Raw genomic sequence first — 17,774 nt, forward strand, 5'->3', positions numbered from 1 at the left:
TGCCATGCGCCGAGGATCCGGCATCTCGGCACCATCGCGATGATCTTGCTCAATTCCAGTGGACAGCGGTCCAGTTGTGGATAACACAGCCACCCGGACGGACGACGCGCACGAGCCTCGGAGGGGGCGACCTCAGCGAGGCGACACAACCGCCCCGAGCAGCCCGGGCCCGGTGTGGGCTCCGATCACCGCGCCCACCTCGCTCACGTGCAATTCGGCCAGCCCCGGCACCCGCGCCCGCAAACGGTCCGCGAGTGCCGCCGCACGATCGGGAGCTGCCAGATGGTGAACGGCGATGTCGACCTGTGCGCTGCCCGCGCGGTCGGCGACGATCTCCTCCAGGCGGGCGATCGCCTTGGAGGCCGTGCGGACCTTTTCGAGAAGTTCGATCCGGCCGTCGTTCAGCTGCAGCAGCGGCTTCACCGCGAGGGCCGAGCCCAGCAGAGCCTGCGCGGCCCCGATCCTGCCGCCACGGCGGAGGTAGTCGAGGGTGTCGACGTAGAAGTACGCGGCCGTGCCCGCGGCCCGCTTCTCCGCGGCCGTGACCGCGTCGTCGATGGTTCCCCCCGCCTCCGCGGACTCGGCCGCGGCCAGCGCACAGAACCCGAGGGCCATCGCGACCATCCCGGTGTCCACCACGCGCACCGGTACCGGGGCCTCGCGTCCCGCGAGCACCGCCGCGTCGTAGGTGCCCGAGAACTCGGAGGACAGATGCAGGGAGACAATGCCGGTGGCGCCGGACTCGGCGACCTTGCGGTAGGTCGCGGCGAACATCTCGGGGCTGGGCCGGGAGGTGGTGACGGGGCGCCGCTTCTGCAGCGCCTGGGCGAGGGAGCGGGCCGAGATCTCGGTCCCCTCTTCGAGCGCCTGGTCACCGAGGACCACGGTCAGGGGGACCGCTGTGATGCCGTGGCGCTCCATCGTCCGCGGCGGCAGGTAGGCCGTTGAATCGGTGACGATCGCGACATGGCGGGACATGAGCTGGAGGTTACCTGGCGTGGCGGGCGGGCGGCAGCCCGGCCCCTTCCACCTGCGGTCGGGACGGCCGGATCATGTCGTGCTCTCGGGGCGGGGCTTCTTCTGCCAAGGGTAGGCGGGCCGTTGGCCCGGCGGCGTGATGGCGGAACGCTCCGGCCGCTCCGCCCCAGCGGAATCCGGGGTCTGCGGCGGCCAGGTCTGCCCACCGGAGGTGCTCGCGTCCGCCGCGGGAGCCTCGGGCCAGGACGCGGCGGCCCCGGGTTCCTTGGTCCAGTGACGCAGCGCGCCGGCCTCCACGTCGATCTGGGCGCTCAGCGTGTCCAGGTCGTCACCGGCGAAGCGGTGGGCCCGGTCGCGCGCGGCCCAGCGAAGCGAGTCGGCCGACTGCGTGATCCGCTGGGTGCGCTCTCGCAGGCCGGGCAGCCGTGTGGCGAGCGTTCCTCGGTCGGGCTCCGTCTCCAGGCGCTTCAGTTCGGCGTCCAGCTCGTGCCCGTGTGCGCTGAGCCGCTCGAAGAGGCTCAGCGACTCCTTGAGGGACTCGTCCTCCGCCACGCTCGCGTGCAGCGCCTCCTGGGTGGCCCGCATCGAGGTGCGCAGCGTCAGCCGGAGCTGGGCGAGCTCGCCCTGGGGCCCGGGCTGGGCGAAGGTCTTCGCGCGCAGGGTGGTGTCCTCGACCGTGCGGCGGGCCTGCGAGATCGTGCGGTCCACGCCGCGCTTGGCGGCGCCGATCACCTTCACCGTCGCATACGCGCCGAGCACGACGAACAGCAGGAAGAGCAGGGCGATCACTGTGATCACGGTACCCATCACACTCCTCCTCGGACCGGTCGCGGCAGCTGTCGCCGCGCTCTCAACGGTAAACGCTGCGGGCAGGTTCGGAGTTCCAGAAGAACCCCGAACCTGCCCGTAGGGGACTACCCCGAGCCCCGGCCGCGCCCGGACCGGCAGGCATCGCCCGGACCGGCAGGCATCGCCCGGAGGCCTGATGCCCGTCTCGCCGTGGCGGCTACGCCGTGACGATGTTCACCAGCTTCGGCGCGCGCACGATCACCTTGCGGATTCCCGCGCCGCCCAGCGCCGCGACGACCTTCTCGTCGGCCAGCGCCACCTTCTCCAGCTCCTCGTCGGAGATCGACGGGGAGACCTCCAGGCGCGCCTTGACCTTGCCCTTGATCTGCACGACGCAGGTCACGGCCTCGTCGATGACGTACGCGGGGTCGGCGACGGGGAAGTCCCGGTGGACGACCGATTCCGTGTGGCCCAGCTTGCGCCACAGTTCCTCGGCGATGTGCGGGGCCAGCGGCGCGACCATCAGCACCAGGGCCTCGGCGACCGGGCGCGCGATCGGGCCGCCCGTCTTGGTCAGGTGGTTGTTCAGCTCGGTGACCTTGGCGATGGCGGTGTTGAACCGCATGCCCTCCAGGTCCTGCCGTACGCCGTCGATGGCCTTGTGCAGGGCACGCAGCGTGTCCTCGTCCGGCTCGGTGTCGACGACCGTGACCTCGCCGGTCGCCTCGTCGACGACGTTGCGCCACAGCCGCTGCAGCAGCCGGTACTGGCCCACCACCGCGCGCGTGTCCCACGGACGGGACACGTCCAGGGGACCCATCGCCATCTCGTACAGGCGCAGGGTGTCCGCGCCGTACTCGGCACAGATCTCGTCCGGGGTGACCGCGTTCTTCAGGGACTTGCCCATCTTGCCCAGCAGCCGGGAGACCTTCTCACCCCGGTAGTAGTACGCGCCGTCGCGCTCCTCGACCTCGGCCGCCGCTACGGCGATGCCGCGGCTGTCGCGGTACACGTAGGCCTGGATCATGCCCTGGTTGAACAGCTTGTGGAACGGCTCGGCCGACGAGATGTGGCCCAGGTCGAACAGGACCTTCGACCAGAAGCGGGCGTACAGCAGGTGCAGCACGGCGTGCTCGGCGCCGCCGACGTACAGGTCGACGCCGCCGGTCGGCCGGCCCTCGCGCGGGCCCATCCAGTACTGCTCGATGGCCGGGTCGACCAGCTTCTGGTCGTTGTGCGGGTCCAGGTAGCGCAGCTCGTACCAGCAGGAACCGGCCCAGTTGGGCATGGTGTTGGTCTCGCGGCGGTACTTCTGCGGACCACGGCCGTCACCCAGGTCCAGGGTGACGGCGACCCAGTCCTCGTTGCGCGACAGCGGGGTCTCCGGGGACGTGTTCGCGTCGTCCGGGTCGAAGGTGCGCGGCGAGTAGTCCTCGACCTCCGGCAGCTCCAGAGGCAGCATCGACTCGGGCAGCGGGTGGGCGACGCCGTCCTCGTCGTAGACGATCGGGAAGGGCTCGCCCCAGTAGCGCTGGCGGCTGAACAGCCAGTCGCGCAGCCGGAAGTTGACGGTGCCCTCGCCGATGCCCCGGCGCTCCAGCCACTCCGTGATGCGCGCCTTGGCGTCGACGACGCCCAGGCCGTCCAGGGAGACTTCGTCGCCGGCGGAGTTGACGATCTTCGCGTCGTACGAGGCGAAGGCGTCGTCCCAGGTGGAGGCGTCGGTGCCGCGGTCGTCCGAGGGCTCGACCACACAGCGCATCGGCAGTTCGAAGGCGCGCGCGAACGCGAAGTCGCGGGTGTCGTGCGCCGGGACGGCCATGATCGCGCCGGTGCCGTAGCCCATCAGTACGTAGTCGGCGATGAAGACCGGGACCTTCTCGCCGTTGACCGGGTTGGTCGCGAACGTGCCGGTGAAGACGCCGGTCTTGTCCTTGGCCTCGGCCTGCCGCTCGACGTCGGACTTCGAGGCGGCCTGCGCGCGGTAGGCGGCGACGGCCTCGGTGGGCGTCGCGTGACCGCCGGTCCACACGTCGTGGGTGCCCTCGGGCCAGGCGGCCGGGGTGAACTTCTCGACCAGCGGGTGTTCCGGCGCCAGCACCATGTAGGTGGCGCCGAACAGGGTGTCCTGGCGGGTGGTGAAGACGGTGATGGCGTCGCCGTCGATCGGGAAGTCGACGCGCGCGCCCTCGGAGCGGCCGATCCAGTTGCGCTGTTGCAGCTTGATGGCCTCGGGCCAGTCCAGCGCGTCCAGGTCGTCCAGCAGACGGTCCGCGTAGGCGGTGATGCGCATGTTCCACTGGCGCAGCTTGGCCTTGAAGACGGGGAAGTTGCCGCGCTCGGAACGGCCGTCGGCGGTGACTTCCTCGTTGGCCAGCACGGTGCCCAGACCGGGGCACCAGTTGACCGGCGCGTCGGAGGCGTACGCCAGGCGGTAACCGCTCAGGACGTCGGCGCGTTCGGTGCCGCTCAGCTCGTTCCACGCGCGCGTGGTGCCGCCGAGGGCGGGGACGGCACGCTCACCGCTCTCGAACTGGGCGACCAGTGCGGACACGGGACGGGCCTTGCCGGCCTCGTCGTCGTACCAGGAGTTGAAGATCTGCAGGAAGATCCACTGGGTCCACTTGTAGTACTCCGGGTCGATCGTGGCGAACGACCGGCGCTTGTCGTGGCCCAGGCCCAGCGCGCGCAGCTGGGACTTCATGTTGGTGATCGCCGCGTCGGTGGTGATCCGAGGGTGCTCGCCCGTCTGGACGGCGTGCTGCTCGGCGGGCAGGCCGAAGGCGTCGAAGCCCAGGGTGTGCAGGACGTTGTGGCCCGTCATGCGCTGGTACCGGGCGAACACATCGGTGGCGATGTAGCCCAGGGGGTGACCCACGTGCAGACCCGCACCCGAGGGGTACGGGAACATGTCCATGATGAACTTCTTGGGCTTGGCGGCCAGCTCGGGGTCCCCGGCCAGGTCGCCGCTGGGGTTCGGAGCCTCGTACGTGCCCTCGGCGTCCCAGAAGTCCTGCCAGCGTGCCTCGATGTCAGCAGCCAGGGCGGCCGTGTAGCGGTGCGGCGCGGCCACGTCGGCGGTGGCAGCGGTGTTCGTCTCGCTCATGATCCTCAAAGCTCCATCGATCGTCTCTGCCAGCGGCTGTGACACTCAAGAAATGAAAAAGCCCCTCGCACAGGAGGGGACGCCGCGCCGATGCCGACCACGATGCGTCAGTGGTCGGGACTGATCAGCGCGGCTCGCTAAGCAGAAGGCGTACGGCACGCATGGCGTCAGGGTACCCCAGCGTCCGCGGGAGCCGCGACGAGCTTTCGGGGTCGTACGGCACCCCGTGCCGCCCGCCGTGACCACCGAAATAGTTGAACGAAGTTCAAATTTTACTTCGCGTAACGGACTCTTAGGGACAACACAAAGACCTCATTGCCCTTTGGTAACAACGCAATAACTGAAACCTCGAACTCGTCGGTATTTCTCGACCTAGAGTGCGGCTTCGGGACCGCTTCCCCGAACCGTTGGGAGTACCCCCTCCATGAACCCTCGTCGCAACAACAGCTCGCTTCCCCGGGCGGGCCGTTCGGCCTACGGGGCGGCCAGCGCCGCCGTCCTGCTCCTCATACCCGTGGTGGTGCTGGTCGGCGGCAATGAAGTCCGTGACTTCCTGAACTTCGGCGCCGGCGTGCTGTCGCTGGTCGCTCTGTCGTGCTCCGTGATCTGGGGGCTGGTCGCGACCGACCGCGTCTTCCTGAACACCCGCCAGCGGCTGGTGGCGCAGGCCGTGCACCGGACGACCGCCGTGTCCTCGGTGGCCTTCCTGCTGCTGCACATCACGGTCAAGATCGCGCTCGACCACACGACCCTGCTCGCCGCCCTGGTCCCCTTCGGCCTCGGCGTCACCGGCACTGCCGGGCTCATCGGCTTCGGCTCGCTGGCCGGACTGCTCATGATCTTCACGGCCATCACCGGCGCGCTGCGCAGCGCCTTCGCCTCGCCGGCACCGATCGCGGCCCGCTGGCGCGCGGTGCACATGCTGGCCTACCCGGCCTGGTGCGCCGCGCTGATCCACGGCCTCTACGCGGGTCGCGCCGCGAAGCCGATCTTCACGATCCTCTACAGCCTGTGCCTGCTCGCGGTCATGGCGGCCCTCGCCCTGCGATCGGCGCCCTCCCCGTTCAAGCGCAAGGTCGCGGCGCGGGTCCTGGCGATCATCGGCGACAACAACAGCCCCGGTGCCCGCGGGTTCCGCGAGGACCTGGAGGCGTCCCGCGCCGCCGTGGGCGAGTCGCGCTCCGCCCAGTCCGCGGGCGACAACTTCGTGCCGCCCCAGCGCACGCCGTCCCCCTCCCCGCAGTACGGCGGCACCCCCGACCCCGCGGCCACGGGCGCCGCCACGAACGGCTTCGCCGCGGCCTACCGGGCCATGTCCCCCGGCGACGGCTCCGCGCCCACCTCGACACAGCAGTTCCAGATGCCCATGAACATGCAGCCCACCGAGACGTTTCCCCGCGTCGACAACGGCAGCACGTCCGGCAGCTGGCCCGTCCCCACGCCGCCCCCCGTCGGCGAGGCGCCGCAGTCGGCGTACGACCCGCTGAACGACACCGGATATACCGTCCCGGTCTACAACAATCCGCCCGCCAACGCCTACGGCACGAGTGATGTGTACAACACCGGTGAGACGAACGCGTCCTACCGCACGTACAACACCAACGACACGTACGACAGCGGTCCCACGACTGACGTACTGCCGGGCGCCTTCGACGCTCCTGGCTCCGGTGAATCATGGAACGCCCCTTCCGGAGGCTTTTAAGTGAACGAGGCCCTGCCCGACGTCCCGGAAGTCCGCGTGGTCGGACTGCCGCAGCTCACGTCGGGCTTCGACCTGGTTGAACGTCTTGATCTCCCCATGCACCTCAAGGTGCATGGGCCGCTCGAACCGATGGGCGGAGAACAGCTCGCGGGCCTTGCCGAAGCCATCTCCCTGAAGGGCCGCGGCGGCGCGGGCTTCCCCTTCGCCAAGAAACTGCGCTCAGTCGCCGAATCGGCCATCAAGAAGGGCATCCGCCCGGTGGTGGTCGTCAACGGAAGCGAGGACGAACCGGCCTGCCGCAAGGACACGGTGCTCATCAACCGTGCTCCGCACCTCATCCTCGACGGCGCCCTGCTGGCCGCGGAGGCCATGGGCGCGCGCACCCTGGTGATCGGCGTGACCCGCGAGTCCACGCAGCGCTCCATGGAGGCCGCGCTGGCCGAGCGCGGGCTGAGCAACCGGCGCGGATCACCGCTCCGCGCGCGCGTGCAGCGCAATCCGGTGCGGATGGTCACCGGCGCGGCCGCTTCGCTGATCCGTTCGATCGACGGCGGGCCCGCCATTCCGCCGGGCCGCAAGGTCAGCGCGTCCCAGACCGGTGTCGGGGGCGCGCCCACCCTGCTGTCGAACGCCGAGACGTTCGCACAGCTGGCCATCGCCGCCCGCATCGGCCCGGACCGCTACCGCAACACAGGCCTGTACGACGAACCCGGCACCGTCATGCTCACCGTCTCGGGCGCCGTCGGGCGCCCCATGGTGATCGAGGTCCCCACCGGTGTACCGCTGCGGTACGTCCTCCAGCTGGCCGGCGCCCCGCCGATGCCGCAGGGCGTGCTGACCGGCGGCTACCACGGCAAGTGGCTGGACGCGGCGACGGTCAACGAGGCGATCGTCTCGCGCGATTCCCTGGCCGCGGTGGGCGGTGCGCTCGGCGCCGGCGCCATCCTCCCGATCACCCAGCAGACCTGCCCCCTGGGCGAGTCGCTGCGGGTGGCACAGTGGCTGGCCGAGGAGAGCGCGGGACAGTGCGGTCCCTGCTACCTGGGCCTGCCCGCCGCGGCACGCGGCCTGGAGGACATCCTCAACGGCGGCGGCCCGGCGGCCCTCGAGGCCGTGAAGCAGGTCGCCAAGTCCGTGAAGCGGCGCGGCGCGTGCTCCCACCCGGACGGCTCGGCGATGTTCATCGAGTCGACCCTCAAGGCCTTCACCGACGACCTGGCCGCGCATGTCCTCGGAAACGGCTGCGGAAGGCCCGTGGAGGGCGTTCTGCCGCTCTTCGAGGGCGGCCAGCTGCCCACGGGCATCCCCGGCGGCCAGAGCGAGCAGGAGACGGGTCCCAGCCGCCAGAAGATCTACGTCGACTGGACGCTGTGCCGCGGGCACGGCCTGTGCGCCGACATCCTCCCCGAGGTCTTCGAACTGGGCGCCGACGGCTTCCCCACCGTCGCGCAGGCCGCGGTGCCCCGGTACGCCGAGGCGAAGGCCCTGCGTGCGGTGCGCCGCTGCCCGGCGCTCGCCCTGCGCCTCGAGGAGGACACCCGGTCCTCCGCGCCGGCGCGGAACAACTTGCCGGTCCTCTCCCAGGGACGCGGCCGCCGCGCACTCGGCAGCGGCCGCTGACCACGAAGCGGCGGGCCACCAGAAACGGTGGCCCGCTTCGACACGCCCCTCGAAGGTCGCCCGACAACGAAGAAGCGGACCACCCTGATCGGGTGGCCCGCTTTCAACGTCTGTGGAGCTAAGGAGAATTGAACTCCTGACCTCCTGCATGCCATGCAGGCGCTCTACCAACTGAGCTATAGCCCCTCGTGGCCACGCGGCGAGGCCGCGTATTCACCGTGTCGCCCGGTTTCCCCGGCGGCGACGCCAACATTACACGGTCCCCCTGGTGCACCACCAAATCGTTTCCCGTGTGTACAGATTTGGGCTCTCATGTCTGTTTCAGGGCGACTTCCCGAGGGCCACCGAGCCGGGTTTCCGGAGACACAGCCGGGTCGGCAGGGAGGAGGGCAGGGAGACCGATACCCCCGGACCGCCACATGGCCCCTACGGGCCCTACCGGCCCCGCGGTGGCCCGTTCCGCCGCGAGCGGCGCGAACGCCGCTCCTGGGCGGCTGTGCGGCGCGCGGTGACGGCTTCGCCGTCGGTCCGGTACGCGCCAGGAGGAGGACCTCGCAGACGGGCAGGCGGGAACTGCACCTGAACGGCACCTGGTTGCGGGGCACCAGGGCCGACCGCGGGGTCAGGCCGTGGCGAACGAGTAGAACCGCTTCAAGGTGCAGTGCTCGTCGAGGAGCCGTCCGTAGATCGGCTCGCCCTCCAGCTCGCGGTACGTCTCGATCGGGTCGCCCTTTATGATCAGCGCCCGCGCGCACTCCTCACACCAGTACTGGTAGTCGTGGTTGACCGGCTCCATGTCGCGGACGATCGGCGTACCACTGCCGCACCAATCGCATTTCCGCCTGTGCGCACCCATCAATCAGCTCCAGCTGTGGCCGCAGGCCGTGCACACGTAGGAGATTCCACCGTTGTCGCCAAGGACCTGGGCAACGTGGACCGATCCGCAGGAAGGGCAGTCGAGGAGGGTGGCTTTCTTCCGGTTCAGTGCCACTTCGAGGAGATCGTCGACCTCCTCGAGGATGCTGGCAGGCATCGCTTCTCCCTCCCGTCGGGCCGCGCCCCCTTCCGGCCGTTTGATTCTGCCACGGCCGGAGCAATACGGTCAGCGACGCCTTCGTACCAGTCCGGACACAGCACCCAGCACAGCCGTCACGGCCGGCGCATACGTGCACGCCAGGAGCGCGTCCGCAGAGGTATACGCCCCGGGGGCCCCAAGTGACTCAAGCCGGTTCAAGAAGAGTGTGCCGAAGACCGCGACGCCCGTGAGCCGACCGGGCCGCGTGACGGTCGACGAGCGGCCTCTCGGCGTCGACGACGTACGCCACCAACCGCGCCTGCCGCGACGTCCTCTTCACACGCGAGGCCCTCAACTCGGGCGTGGACAACGCGCTGTGGACGCCGTTCACGGTGCCTGTGCGCGAGCCGGACGGCCGGCTCGCCTCCCCGGAGGGCGAACTCCCGGTGGTGGCGGCAGCCCTGGCGACGGTGGGCACCGCTTCGGCGCAACGAAAAATCCCGCTCCCTGACGGGAACGGGATTCTTCATCACTGATCTTCGACAACTCGACGGAGAGTCGATCTGTGGAGCTAAGGAGAATTGAACTCCTGACCTCCTGCATGCCATGCAGGCGCTCTACCAACTGAGCTATAGCCCCTTGCGTTCTTCCCGCCCTGCGGGCCGAACAAGAAGAACTTTAGCCTGCGACCAGCCGGAAAGTGAAATCCGGTCCCGCCGGGCCCGCGGGACCGGACGGGGGCCCTCCGGCACCGCTCAGTCGTCGTCGCCGAGCACCGGCTCCGGCAGCGTGCCGGCGTTGTGCTCCAGGAGCCGCCAGCCGCGGGCGCCTTCGCCGAGGACGGACCAGCAGCAGTTGGAAAGGCCGCCGAGACTCTCCCAGTGCTGGGACTCCAGGCCGAGCAGGCGGCCGATGGTGGTGCGGATCGTGCCGCCGTGGCTGACGACGACGAGGGTGCCGTCGTCGGGGAGCTTGTCCGTGTGCCGCAGCACCACGGGGGCGGCGCGGTCGGCGACCTCGGTCTCCAGCTCGCCTCCACCGCGGCGTACCGGCTCGCCGCGCTTCCACGCGGCGTACTCGTCGCCGTGGCGGGTGATGATCTCCTCGTGCGTCAGCCCCTGCCAGACGCCCGCGTAGGTCTCGCGCAGGCCCTCGTCGTGGGTGACGTCGAGGCCGGTGAGCTCGGCCAGCTCGGCGGCCGTGGCGGCGGCGCGCTTGAGGTCCGAGGCGACGATGGCGTCGGGCTTGAGCGAGGCGAGCAGCCGGGCGGCGCGACGGGCCTGCCCGATGCCCGTCTCGGTCAGCTCGACATCCGTGGAGCCCTGGAAGCGGCGGTCCACGTTCCAGGAGGTCTGGCCGTGCCGCCACAGGATGACGCGGCGGCCCCGGCCCGGCTTCCCGCCGTCCTTCACGCCCGCCGTGTTCGCGACCTCGGCGCTCACCGCAGCTCCCCCAGTTCGGCGGAGTCCTCCTCGGCCTGGAGCTTGGCGTGCTCGGCGCCCTTGCCGCGGGTCGCCTTGGCCTCTTCGGGCAGGTCCAGCTCCGGGCAGTCCTTCCACAGGCGCTCGAGGGCGTAGAAGACGCGCTCCTCGCTGTGCTGGACGTGCACCACGATGTCGATGTAGTCGAGGAGCACCCAGCGCGCCTCGCGGTCGCCCTCGCGGCGTACCGGCTTGACGCCGAGCTCCTTGCTCAGGCGCTCCTCGATCTCGTCGACGATCGACTTGACCTGGCGGTCGTTGGGCGCGGACGCCAGCAGGAAGGCGTCGGTGATGGAGAGCACGTCGCTGACGTCGTAGGCGATGATGTCGTGCGCGAGCTTGTCTGCGGCCGCCTGTGCGGCGGTGTTGATGAGCTCGATGGAGCGGTCCGTGGCGGTCACTACGCGGCTTTCCGTCGGCGGTCAGTAATGACTCAAGGGTCTCACGGACCGCCGAGGACACCCCACGCGTTTCGACGATCACGCCCCGGGCGGCCCCGGGGCGTGATGCCGGTCACCCCTTGGGGGTGCTGCTGACCTCGTAGTCCTGGCCGAGGACGACGGACACATCCGCGTTGGTGGTGACCTTGCCCTTCTTCACCGCGCTGGTGGGCAGACCCAGGGTCTTGGCGACCTCGACGGCGTCGGCCTTCCTGGCCGCGTCGCTGTAGGTGATCTGCGACACGCCCTGGGCGGCGCCGGCGGTGCCGGAGTCCAGGTAGGTGTAGCCGCCGTTGACCAGGACGACACGGGCCTGGCTCGCGGCCGCCTTGTCGCCGCTGGCGTTCTTGATGCCCACGCGGACCGCGGCGCCTGCCTCGGGGCTCTTCGCCGTACCGCCCAGGACGTCCTTGATCACGCTGTCGGAGGCGCTCTCGCTCAGGGTGCCGTCCTGCTGCACGGGCAGCAGCGCGGTCTTGTAGTCGCCGCCCTTGGCGAGATCGGCGAGCTGGGCGAGGAAGGCGCCGAGGTCCTGGTCGGTCAGGGACGGGTCGAGGATCTGCGCCAGGGTCTGCACGGTGGTGGTCGCGGCCTGCTTGTCCGAGGACAGCTTGCGCATCACCCCCTGCATGACCTGTCCGAACCGCTCCAGCTGCGCGTTCTGGGCCTCGCCGGAGGCCCGGTAGGTGGCGTAGGCGACGGCCATCTTGCCGCTGAGGGTCTGGTCCTCGCCCTTCTTGACGAGCGGGTCCTCGCCCTTCTTCTTGGAGGCGGGGTCCGGCACGTCGGCGTTGGTGGTGATGTCGATGTTGCCGACGAGCTCGACGAGGTTGTTCAGGTAGGGGGTGTCGAGCCGCCAGGTGCCCTGGATGTCGGTCCCGAGCACGGTGTCGATCGCGTCCCGGGTCCCGGACGAGCCGTCGTCGTCGACGGACTTGGCGAGCGTGGTCGTCGTGCCGTTGTCGTCCGTCAGGGCGAGGGAGTTGGGCAGCAGGACGGTGGTGCCCTGCTTGGTGGTGGTGTTGTCGACGAGCAGGGCCGTGGAGGTGCCGCTGCCCTTGGTGTTGTGCAGGTGGACGACGATCACGTCGCGCTTCTGGGCGGCAACGGCCGTCGTGGTCCCCGGCTTGCTGTCCGAGGTGGTGCCGGGAAGCTTGCCCGCGTACCAGAGGTAGCCGGCGCCACCGACCGCGACCAGGGCGATGACCACGACCAGGGAGACGACCCGGCTGCGGGCGCGGCGCTTGGCCTCCTCGCGGCGCTCGGTGCGGTTCTCGGTGAACTTCAGCCAGTCGATGACGTCTTCGGACTCGGCTTCCTGCTCCTCGACGAAGGCGAACTGCTCGGTGCCGTAGTCACGGTCGGCCCGGGGAGCACCGTCCTCCGCCGGCCCGGCCTGCTGCGGGATGTAGGCGGTCTGCTCGGCCACCCGGGGCTGCTGACCGGTGCTCGCGGCGCCCGCCGTGCCGGGGTTCTGCCGCCCATAGGGGTCGTACGACGTCGAGGTGGTCCCGCCGGCTCCGGGCGCGCCGGTGCCGAAGGCGTCGAAGCGGTCGTACGAAGGGGCGGCCGGCTGCTGACCGGTGTCATAGGAGGACACCGTTTCGTGCTGACCGGTGTCATACGGCGCCACAGGCTGCTGCCGGCCCGTGTCGTAGGGCTGGACGGGTTCCTGGCGGCCCGTCGCATAGGGGTCGTAGCCGTAGCCCTGTTGCTGGGCGCCGTAGCCGTCGTACCCCTGCGCAGGCTGCTGCGGCACCTGTCGGTACACAGGCTGCCCGAATTCGTCGTAGCCGACGAGTTCGTACTGGTCGCCGCCCGCGTATCCGTCGTATCGGTCGTTCACCGGTGCCCCTCTCGGCTCACTAGCCGCGGTACAGCTCACGCTTGTCGATGTAGCGCACCACACCGTCCGGAACCAGGTACCAGACGGGGTCGCCCTTGGCGACCCTCGCACGGCAGTCTGTGGACGAGATGGCGAGCGCGGGAACCTCGACCAGCGAGACACCGCCCTCCGGGAGTCCCGGGTCGGTCAGGGTGTGACCGGGCCGGGTGACCCCGATGAAGTGCGCGAGGGAGAACAGTTCTTCGGTGTAGCGCCAGGTGAGGATCTGGCCGAGAGCGTCGGCGCCGGTGATGAAGAAGAGGTCCGCGTCCGGATTGAGCGCGCGCAGGTCGCGCAGCGTGTCCGTCGTGTAGGTCGGGCCGCCGCGGTCGATGTCGATCCGGCTGACCGAGAACTGCGGGTTCTCGGCGGTCGCGATGACCGTCATAAGGTAGCGGTCCTCGGCCGGAGTGACCTTGCGGTCGGTCTTCTGCCACGGCTGCCCGGTCGGTACGAACACCACCTGGTCGAGGTGGAACTGCGCGGCGACCTCGCTGGCCGCGACCAGGTGTCCGTGGTGGATCGGGTCGAAGGTGCCGCCCATGACGCCGAGGCGGCGCTTGCCCGGATTCGAGGGGCCGTTGCCGGGGCCGACCGTCAGGCGCTTCGCCGTGCCGCCGGCCGTGCCGCTCGCACGGCCCGTGGCGGCACCGACGGCGCCGCTCTCCGTGTCACTCGCCGGACCGGTAGGCATGTCCTGCTCTCCCATGCGTGCAGACCCTACCGGCCCGGCCGACGGGCTCCGGCCGACAGGGGCCCCGAGCGGGCCCGACGGGGCTCAGCGGTCCCGGTTGAAGCGCGTGGTGATCCACAGCAGCAGAAGCAGGATGAACAGGGCCCCGCCGCCGGTCAGGTACGGGCTGAGGCTTTCGTGGTTCCCGCCGTTCTCGCCCTCGGCGGCGACGGTGACCAACTGTGCAGCGGTGCTCTGGAAGCTCATCTCGGCAGGACCTATCCGATGGGGGTCCCCCGCTCGAGCGAAGTCGAGAGTGGGGGAGGGCGGGATAAAGACGTCGGCCCATCGTATGCGGGCGCCTCGGCCGCGAACACGCCGACTCCGCCGTTGGGGAAGCCGGTTGCCGTGACCGCGTCGCCGGACCGTCCGCCGCGGCCCGCCCCCTCGATGCGGTCGCCCCTGAGGCCGTGACCGCCTCGACGGAAGCGGTTCTTTGCGGCCGGCCGACCGGTCGCCCCGCCTGTGGCGGCTTCGGCCGATGCCGCCTGCTTGTCCTCAGTTGTCGCGCTTGTAGCCGCGCAGCAGGAACCAGGCGCCCAGGACCGCACCGATGATCATGACAATCAGTACGACTCGGAGCAGATTGCCCGGGCCCTGCTTGTCTGCCGCGTTCGCGGCCTCCGTGAGCCAGGCGGCTGCGGGGATGTGCTCCATGGCGTACGACTCCTTCTCTGTACTGCCCGTCAACGGTATCTCCGCCTAGGCTGGGCCCTGCCTTGGGGGCACATAGGGCACTCAGACGCACATGGGGGAACACATGTCCGACGACGGCCACGAGCAGAACGGGCACGAGAAGGTGCCGAGCAGGCAGCGCAGGCGCTTCGAGGGGATCTCCTCTCGGGCCTACGAACACCCGGCGGACCGCTCGGCCCTGGTGGCCCTGCGCAAGCTCAGCGGCTTCGACACGGTCTTCAAGGCGCTCAGCGGCCTGCTGCCCGAGCGCAGCCTGCGGCTGCTCTTCCTGTCCGACTCGGTGCGCGTCTCGGACGCCCAGTTCGCGCACCTCAACGCCATGCTGCGGGACGCCTGTTACATCCTGGACCTGGAGAAGGTCCCGCCGATGTACGTGAACCAGGACCCGCAGCCCAACGCGATGTGCATCGGTCTGGACGATCCGATCATCGTGGTGACGACCGGGCTCGTCGAGCTGCTGGACGAGGAGGAGATGCGGGCGGTCATCGGCCACGAGGTCGGCCACGCGCTGTCCGGTCACGCCGTCTACCGCACGATCCTGCTGTTCCTCACCAGCCTCGCGGTCCGGGTCGCCTGGATCCCGCTGGGGAACCTCGCGATCATGGCGATCGTGACCGCGCTGCGCGAGTGGTTCCGCAAGTCGGAACTGTCCGCGGACCGCGCCGGGCTCCTGGTCGGCCAGGACCTGCGGGCCTCGATGCGCGGCCTGATGAAGATCGCGGGCGGCAACCATCTGCACGAGATGAACGTGGACGCGTTCCTCGCGCAGGCCGAGGAGTACGAGTCGGCGGGTGACCTGCGCGACTCCGTGCTCAAGATCCTCAACGTGCTGCCGCGCACGCACCCCTTCACCGCGGTCCGCGCGGCCGAGCTGAAGAAGTGGTCGGAGTCCCGCGACTACCAGCGGATCATGGACGGCCACTACCCGCGGCGCGACGCGGACAAGGACACCTCGGTGTCGGACTCCTTCCGGCAGTCGGCGGCCAGCTACGCCAGCGACATGAAGAGCTCCAAGGACCCGCTGATGAAGCTGGTCAGCGACATCGCGGGCGGTGCGGGCGACCTCGGGGGCCGGGTACGGCGCGGTTTCGGGGGCTTCGGGACCGGCGCACCCAAGGACGCGGGCGCCGAGGAGGCGCCGCGTGAGGGTGGTTCCGGCGACGAGGACGCCGACGGCCGCGCCTGATCACCACGCCGGGTGCCGCCGCCCTGACCTCGCGGCGCCGCCCGGCAGTCCGGCAGTCCGGCTACACCTTCGGCTGGGCGCTCCTGGCCAGCGAACCGCACAGGGCCGTCGCGCTGCCGGTGGCGTACGGGTCGGTGCCGGCCGGGCCGCCCGCCTTGGCCGTCTGGCCCGCGAGCAGCGGCCGGAACCGGCTCACCGAGTCCTCGGAACAGGCGAGCGGGCCGGCCTGGACGTAGGACACCGCCAGCTGGGCCTGGTGCATGCGCAGGTCGTCACGGTCGAAGCGGAAGTGCAGCTCGCGCCGGACCGTGAACAGTGACGCCTTGGCCTCGGCGTTCGCGCCGGCCGGCTTCAGCGCGTAGACGAAGGTGTGGTCGGCGATGACCTCCAGGGTGTTCGCGTCGAACTCGGCGGCCTGGAGGGTGCCCTGCACCCGGATCTTCTTGTCGGCGAGCTGCGCCCGGGTCGCGTCGAAGCGGACCAGCCAGCCGGTCGGCGCGTGCCGTCCGTCGGCGACGGGGTGCTCGAAGCTCTGGTCGAACTGGTCGAGTTGCTGCGGGTCGAGCAGGACCCGTACGGGCCGGGTGGCGCCTCCGGTCAGGACGCTCGGGTCGAGGGACGACTCGACGAGGTAGTCCTTGGCGGTGGTCAGAGCGGTCACGACCTGGCCGTCGGAGAAGTGCGCGGTGCGCCGGGAGGCGGGCATCGTGACGCCGTCGGCACCTATGCGGAACTGGGCGGCCGGGCTGTCGGCGTACAGCTTGGCGGTGCTCCTGGCGCCGGGCACGGCGGTCTGCGGGGCGAGGGGGATCACCGTCATCCGCAGCGGTTCGGCCGGCTGGGTGGCGGGGGTCTGGTACGGGTGGCGTACGCCCATGTAGATCGCGGTGCCGAAGGCGATGGCGATCAACAGGACGAGGATCAGCGCCTGCCGGGACAGCCCGCGCTGCAGGGGCGGGCGGCGGCGTACGGCCGGGCTGTGGTCGGCCATGCGTTCCTGGGCGGAGAACTCCTGGAGGCGGGCAGCACGGACGAACGACTCGTCGAAGACGACGGATCGATACTCGTCCTCTCCACCAGTGGGGGCGCCCTCGGGTGTCCCCTCAGGTGGGTCTCCAGGCCCGCCCATACATTCAGAGTAGGTCGCCGGGAGCCCAGGTAAACGCTGTGGTATGCGACAAGTTCTGACAGGTTCTCACCAGGACGGTCACGCTGTTCGAGGGATCGTCCGCGCCTCGACGGGCGGACCGGCCTCAGGGCGTTCGCGGTACCGCCGACACGGCCGGCTGGGAGTAGTCGGCCGAGGCCGAGGGTCCGGTGCCGGTGACCTTCTCCCGGCCCTGTTCGAGGCCGGAGGAGGCGGGCGAGGGGACCTGCTCCTGACGGCCCGAGGAGGCACCCCGGTAGACCGCCGTGAAGGCGAGGGCGACCATGCCGACGCCCATGACGAGGGCGAGGATCCAGGCGACGGGGCGGTGCCAGCGGGTCTGCCTGCCGTAGGGCCGGCCGTACATGCCCGGTACGCCGTAGCGACCCTCCAGGACCTCGGTGTCGTCCGGGTCGTCCAGGTCGGAGTCGTGGTCGAAATCGCCGTGGTCGTCGGGGCCGAAGCCGTCCTCGTAGCGCTCGTCGTCACTGCGGGCGCCGCGGGTGCGTGCCCGGCGCGCCTCGGCCTCGGAGGCATCCGCGCGAGCCTGGGCCGCGGCGAGCAGTCGCTCCACGGCGGTCGGTTCGTGAATCACCGCCGCCCGTACGAAGTCCTCGTCGAAGACCACGGAGGCGAACTCTTCGTCCGCACCCCCGCGGTCGCGGTCGTCGTCGGGCTCCCAGCCGTCAGGGAACGGCGTGCCCCCCACGTCCTCCGGCACGGATCCAGAGTAGACCTGGGGGGTCAATTTGGGCAGACGGTATGGAAATTCATCCACCTGACGAGACGCGCCTTGCTCGGATCGCGGGCCGTGAACCGCCCACCGCACGCCCCGGCGCGCGGCACGATGCCACCTGTGCGCCCCGCGCACGCCCTCCGCACGCCCACCGCGCGTCCGGCGTCCGGCGTCCGGCGGAGAGCGACCCTTCCGCGAAGCCGCCTCATTCGTCCACGCGAGCTCCGCGGGCCCCTTGTCCGGCTCGCCGGGGTGCCCTG

The 17,774-nt window shown here is 70.3% G+C and carries 17 protein-coding genes, 2 tRNA genes and 1 pseudogene; 4 read left to right on the forward strand and 16 right to left on the reverse strand.

Annotation, left to right across the window (positions count from 1 at the left end):
• Positions 1-132 precede the first annotated feature (132 nt).
• The 3 genes from OG788_RS16870 to leuS form a co-directional block, all read right to left on the reverse strand.
• A complete protein-coding gene (locus OG788_RS16870; RefSeq protein ID WP_406371736.1) occupies positions 133-978 on the reverse strand; it encodes a DegV family protein in 846 nt (281 codons plus the stop codon).
• A 72-nt stretch (positions 979-1,050) separates the two neighbouring features.
• The gene (locus tag OG788_RS16875) at positions 1,051-1,785 is read right to left on the reverse strand and encodes a hypothetical protein (protein WP_351538623.1); all 735 of its coding nucleotides are present in this window, start codon (positions 1,783-1,785) and stop codon (positions 1,051-1,053) included.
• Positions 1,786-1,984: 199 nt separating this feature from the next.
• Positions 1,985-4,873: a leucine--tRNA ligase gene (leuS, locus tag OG788_RS16880; RefSeq protein WP_406371738.1), complete on the reverse strand. Its 2,889-nt coding sequence runs from the start codon at positions 4,871-4,873 to the stop codon at positions 1,985-1,987.
• Positions 4,874-5,297: 424 nt separating this feature from the next.
• Between leuS and OG788_RS16885 the strand changes: the two genes are divergently transcribed.
• Together OG788_RS16885 and OG788_RS16890 are read left to right on the forward strand one after the other, a co-directional pair.
• Complete coding sequence (locus OG788_RS16885) at positions 5,298-6,575, forward strand: cytochrome b/b6 domain-containing protein (RefSeq protein ID WP_351538629.1); 1,278 nt, start codon at positions 5,298-5,300, stop codon at positions 6,573-6,575.
• Positions 6,576-8,195 (forward strand): NADH-quinone oxidoreductase subunit NuoF family protein, encoded by a 1,620-nt coding sequence (locus OG788_RS16890; protein WP_266758651.1) that lies wholly within the window; start codon positions 6,576-6,578, stop codon positions 8,193-8,195.
• A gap of 113 nt (positions 8,196-8,308) precedes the next feature.
• Here the strand turns inward: OG788_RS16890 and OG788_RS16895 are convergent.
• From OG788_RS16895 to OG788_RS16910, 4 genes and pseudogenes are all read right to left on the reverse strand, one after another.
• Positions 8,309-8,381: transfer RNA gene (locus OG788_RS16895), tRNA-Ala, on the reverse strand.
• 436 nt (positions 8,382-8,817) lie between these two features.
• Entirely contained in the window at positions 8,818-9,051 is a 234-nt protein-coding gene (locus tag OG788_RS16900; RefSeq protein WP_010986886.1) for a hypothetical protein, read from the reverse strand.
• A 3-nt stretch (positions 9,052-9,054) separates the two neighbouring features.
• Positions 9,055-9,228, reverse strand: coding sequence for a hypothetical protein (locus OG788_RS16905; RefSeq protein ID WP_261702676.1), 174 nt, complete (start codon positions 9,226-9,228; stop codon positions 9,055-9,057).
• A gap of 69 nt (positions 9,229-9,297) precedes the next feature.
• Positions 9,298-9,495: pseudogene (locus OG788_RS16910) on the reverse strand (MFS transporter); the annotation flags it as partial.
• Positions 9,496-9,572: 77 nt separating this feature from the next.
• Between OG788_RS16910 and OG788_RS16915 the strand changes: the two are divergent.
• Complete coding sequence (locus tag OG788_RS16915) at positions 9,573-9,746, forward strand: hypothetical protein (protein WP_406371740.1); 174 nt, start codon at positions 9,573-9,575, stop codon at positions 9,744-9,746.
• Between the two features lie 30 nt (positions 9,747-9,776).
• On the opposite strand, the gene OG788_RS16920 is transcribed toward OG788_RS16915, so the two are convergent.
• The 7 genes from OG788_RS16920 to OG788_RS16950 form a co-directional block, all read right to left on the reverse strand.
• A tRNA-Ala gene (locus OG788_RS16920) sits at positions 9,777-9,849 on the reverse strand.
• 116 nt (positions 9,850-9,965) lie between these two features.
• Positions 9,966-10,652: a histidine phosphatase family protein gene (locus OG788_RS16925; protein ID WP_406371742.1), complete on the reverse strand. Its 687-nt coding sequence runs from the start codon at positions 10,650-10,652 to the stop codon at positions 9,966-9,968.
• A complete protein-coding gene (rsfS, locus tag OG788_RS16930; protein WP_356462162.1) occupies positions 10,649-11,092 on the reverse strand; it encodes a ribosome silencing factor in 444 nt (147 codons plus the stop codon). The genes OG788_RS16925 and rsfS overlap by 4 nt, the downstream gene beginning before the upstream one ends.
• A 112-nt stretch (positions 11,093-11,204) precedes the next feature.
• Positions 11,205-12,977 (reverse strand): LCP family protein, encoded by a 1,773-nt coding sequence (locus tag OG788_RS16935; RefSeq protein ID WP_406371745.1) that lies wholly within the window; start codon positions 12,975-12,977, stop codon positions 11,205-11,207.
• Between the two features lie 19 nt (positions 12,978-12,996).
• Positions 12,997-13,725 (reverse strand): nicotinate-nucleotide adenylyltransferase, encoded by a 729-nt coding sequence (nadD, locus tag OG788_RS16940; RefSeq protein WP_351538645.1) that lies wholly within the window; start codon positions 13,723-13,725, stop codon positions 12,997-12,999.
• A 69-nt stretch (positions 13,726-13,794) separates the two neighbouring features.
• Positions 13,795-13,956, reverse strand: coding sequence for a hypothetical protein (locus tag OG788_RS16945; protein WP_266758661.1), 162 nt, complete (start codon positions 13,954-13,956; stop codon positions 13,795-13,797).
• 291 nt (positions 13,957-14,247) lie between these two features.
• A complete protein-coding gene (locus tag OG788_RS16950; RefSeq protein WP_351538721.1) occupies positions 14,248-14,439 on the reverse strand; it encodes a hypothetical protein in 192 nt (63 codons plus the stop codon).
• 70 nt (positions 14,440-14,509) lie between these two features.
• Between OG788_RS16950 and OG788_RS16955 the strand changes: the two genes are divergently transcribed.
• On the forward strand, positions 14,510-15,631 hold the full coding sequence (locus OG788_RS16955) for a M48 family metallopeptidase (RefSeq protein WP_406371746.1): 1,122 nt from the start codon (positions 14,510-14,512) through the stop codon (positions 15,629-15,631).
• Positions 15,632-15,692: 61 nt separating this feature from the next.
• Here the strand turns inward: OG788_RS16955 and OG788_RS16960 are convergent, their stop codons facing one another.
• Together OG788_RS16960 and OG788_RS16965 are read right to left on the reverse strand one after the other, a co-directional pair.
• Positions 15,693-16,760, reverse strand: coding sequence for a hypothetical protein (locus tag OG788_RS16960; protein ID WP_406371748.1), 1,068 nt, complete (start codon positions 16,758-16,760; stop codon positions 15,693-15,695).
• 124 nt (positions 16,761-16,884) lie between these two features.
• Entirely contained in the window at positions 16,885-17,526 is a 642-nt protein-coding gene (locus OG788_RS16965) for a hypothetical protein (RefSeq protein WP_406371750.1), read from the reverse strand.
• Positions 17,527-17,774 lie beyond the last annotated feature (248 nt).

The sequence above is a fragment of the Streptomyces sp. NBC_00647 genome (assembly GCF_045207245.1).
GTDB lineage: Bacteria > Actinomycetota > Actinomycetes > Streptomycetales > Streptomycetaceae > Streptomyces.

What these genes read in the sequence shown, in the direction of transcription:
- OG788_RS16875 (WP_351538623.1), bottom strand. Translation starts at nt 1,785, where the DNA reads ATGGGTACCGTGATCACAGTGATCGCCCTGCTCTTCCTGCTGTTCGTC.
- OG788_RS16955 (WP_406371746.1), top strand. Translation starts at nt 14,510, where the DNA reads ATGTCCGACGACGGCCACGAGCAGAACGGGCACGAGAAGGTGCCGAGC.
- OG788_RS16870 (WP_406371736.1), bottom strand. Translation starts at nt 978, where the DNA reads ATGTCCCGCCATGTCGCGATCGTCACCGATTCAACGGCCTACCTGCCG.
- OG788_RS16960 (WP_406371748.1), bottom strand. Translation starts at nt 16,760, where the DNA reads ATGGGCGGGCCTGGAGACCCACCTGAGGGGACACCCGAGGGCGCCCCC.
- OG788_RS16900 (WP_010986886.1), bottom strand. Translation starts at nt 9,051, where the DNA reads ATGGGTGCGCACAGGCGGAAATGCGATTGGTGCGGCAGTGGTACGCCG.
- OG788_RS16905 (WP_261702676.1), bottom strand. Translation starts at nt 9,228, where the DNA reads ATGCCTGCCAGCATCCTCGAGGAGGTCGACGATCTCCTCGAAGTGGCA.
- OG788_RS16945 (WP_266758661.1), bottom strand. Translation starts at nt 13,956, where the DNA reads ATGAGCTTCCAGAGCACCGCTGCACAGTTGGTCACCGTCGCCGCCGAG.
- leuS (WP_406371738.1), bottom strand. Translation starts at nt 4,873, where the DNA reads ATGAGCGAGACGAACACCGCTGCCACCGCCGACGTGGCCGCGCCGCAC.
- nadD (WP_351538645.1), bottom strand. Translation starts at nt 13,725, where the DNA reads ATGGGAGAGCAGGACATGCCTACCGGTCCGGCGAGTGACACGGAGAGC.
- OG788_RS16885 (WP_351538629.1), top strand. Translation starts at nt 5,298, where the DNA reads ATGAACCCTCGTCGCAACAACAGCTCGCTTCCCCGGGCGGGCCGTTCG.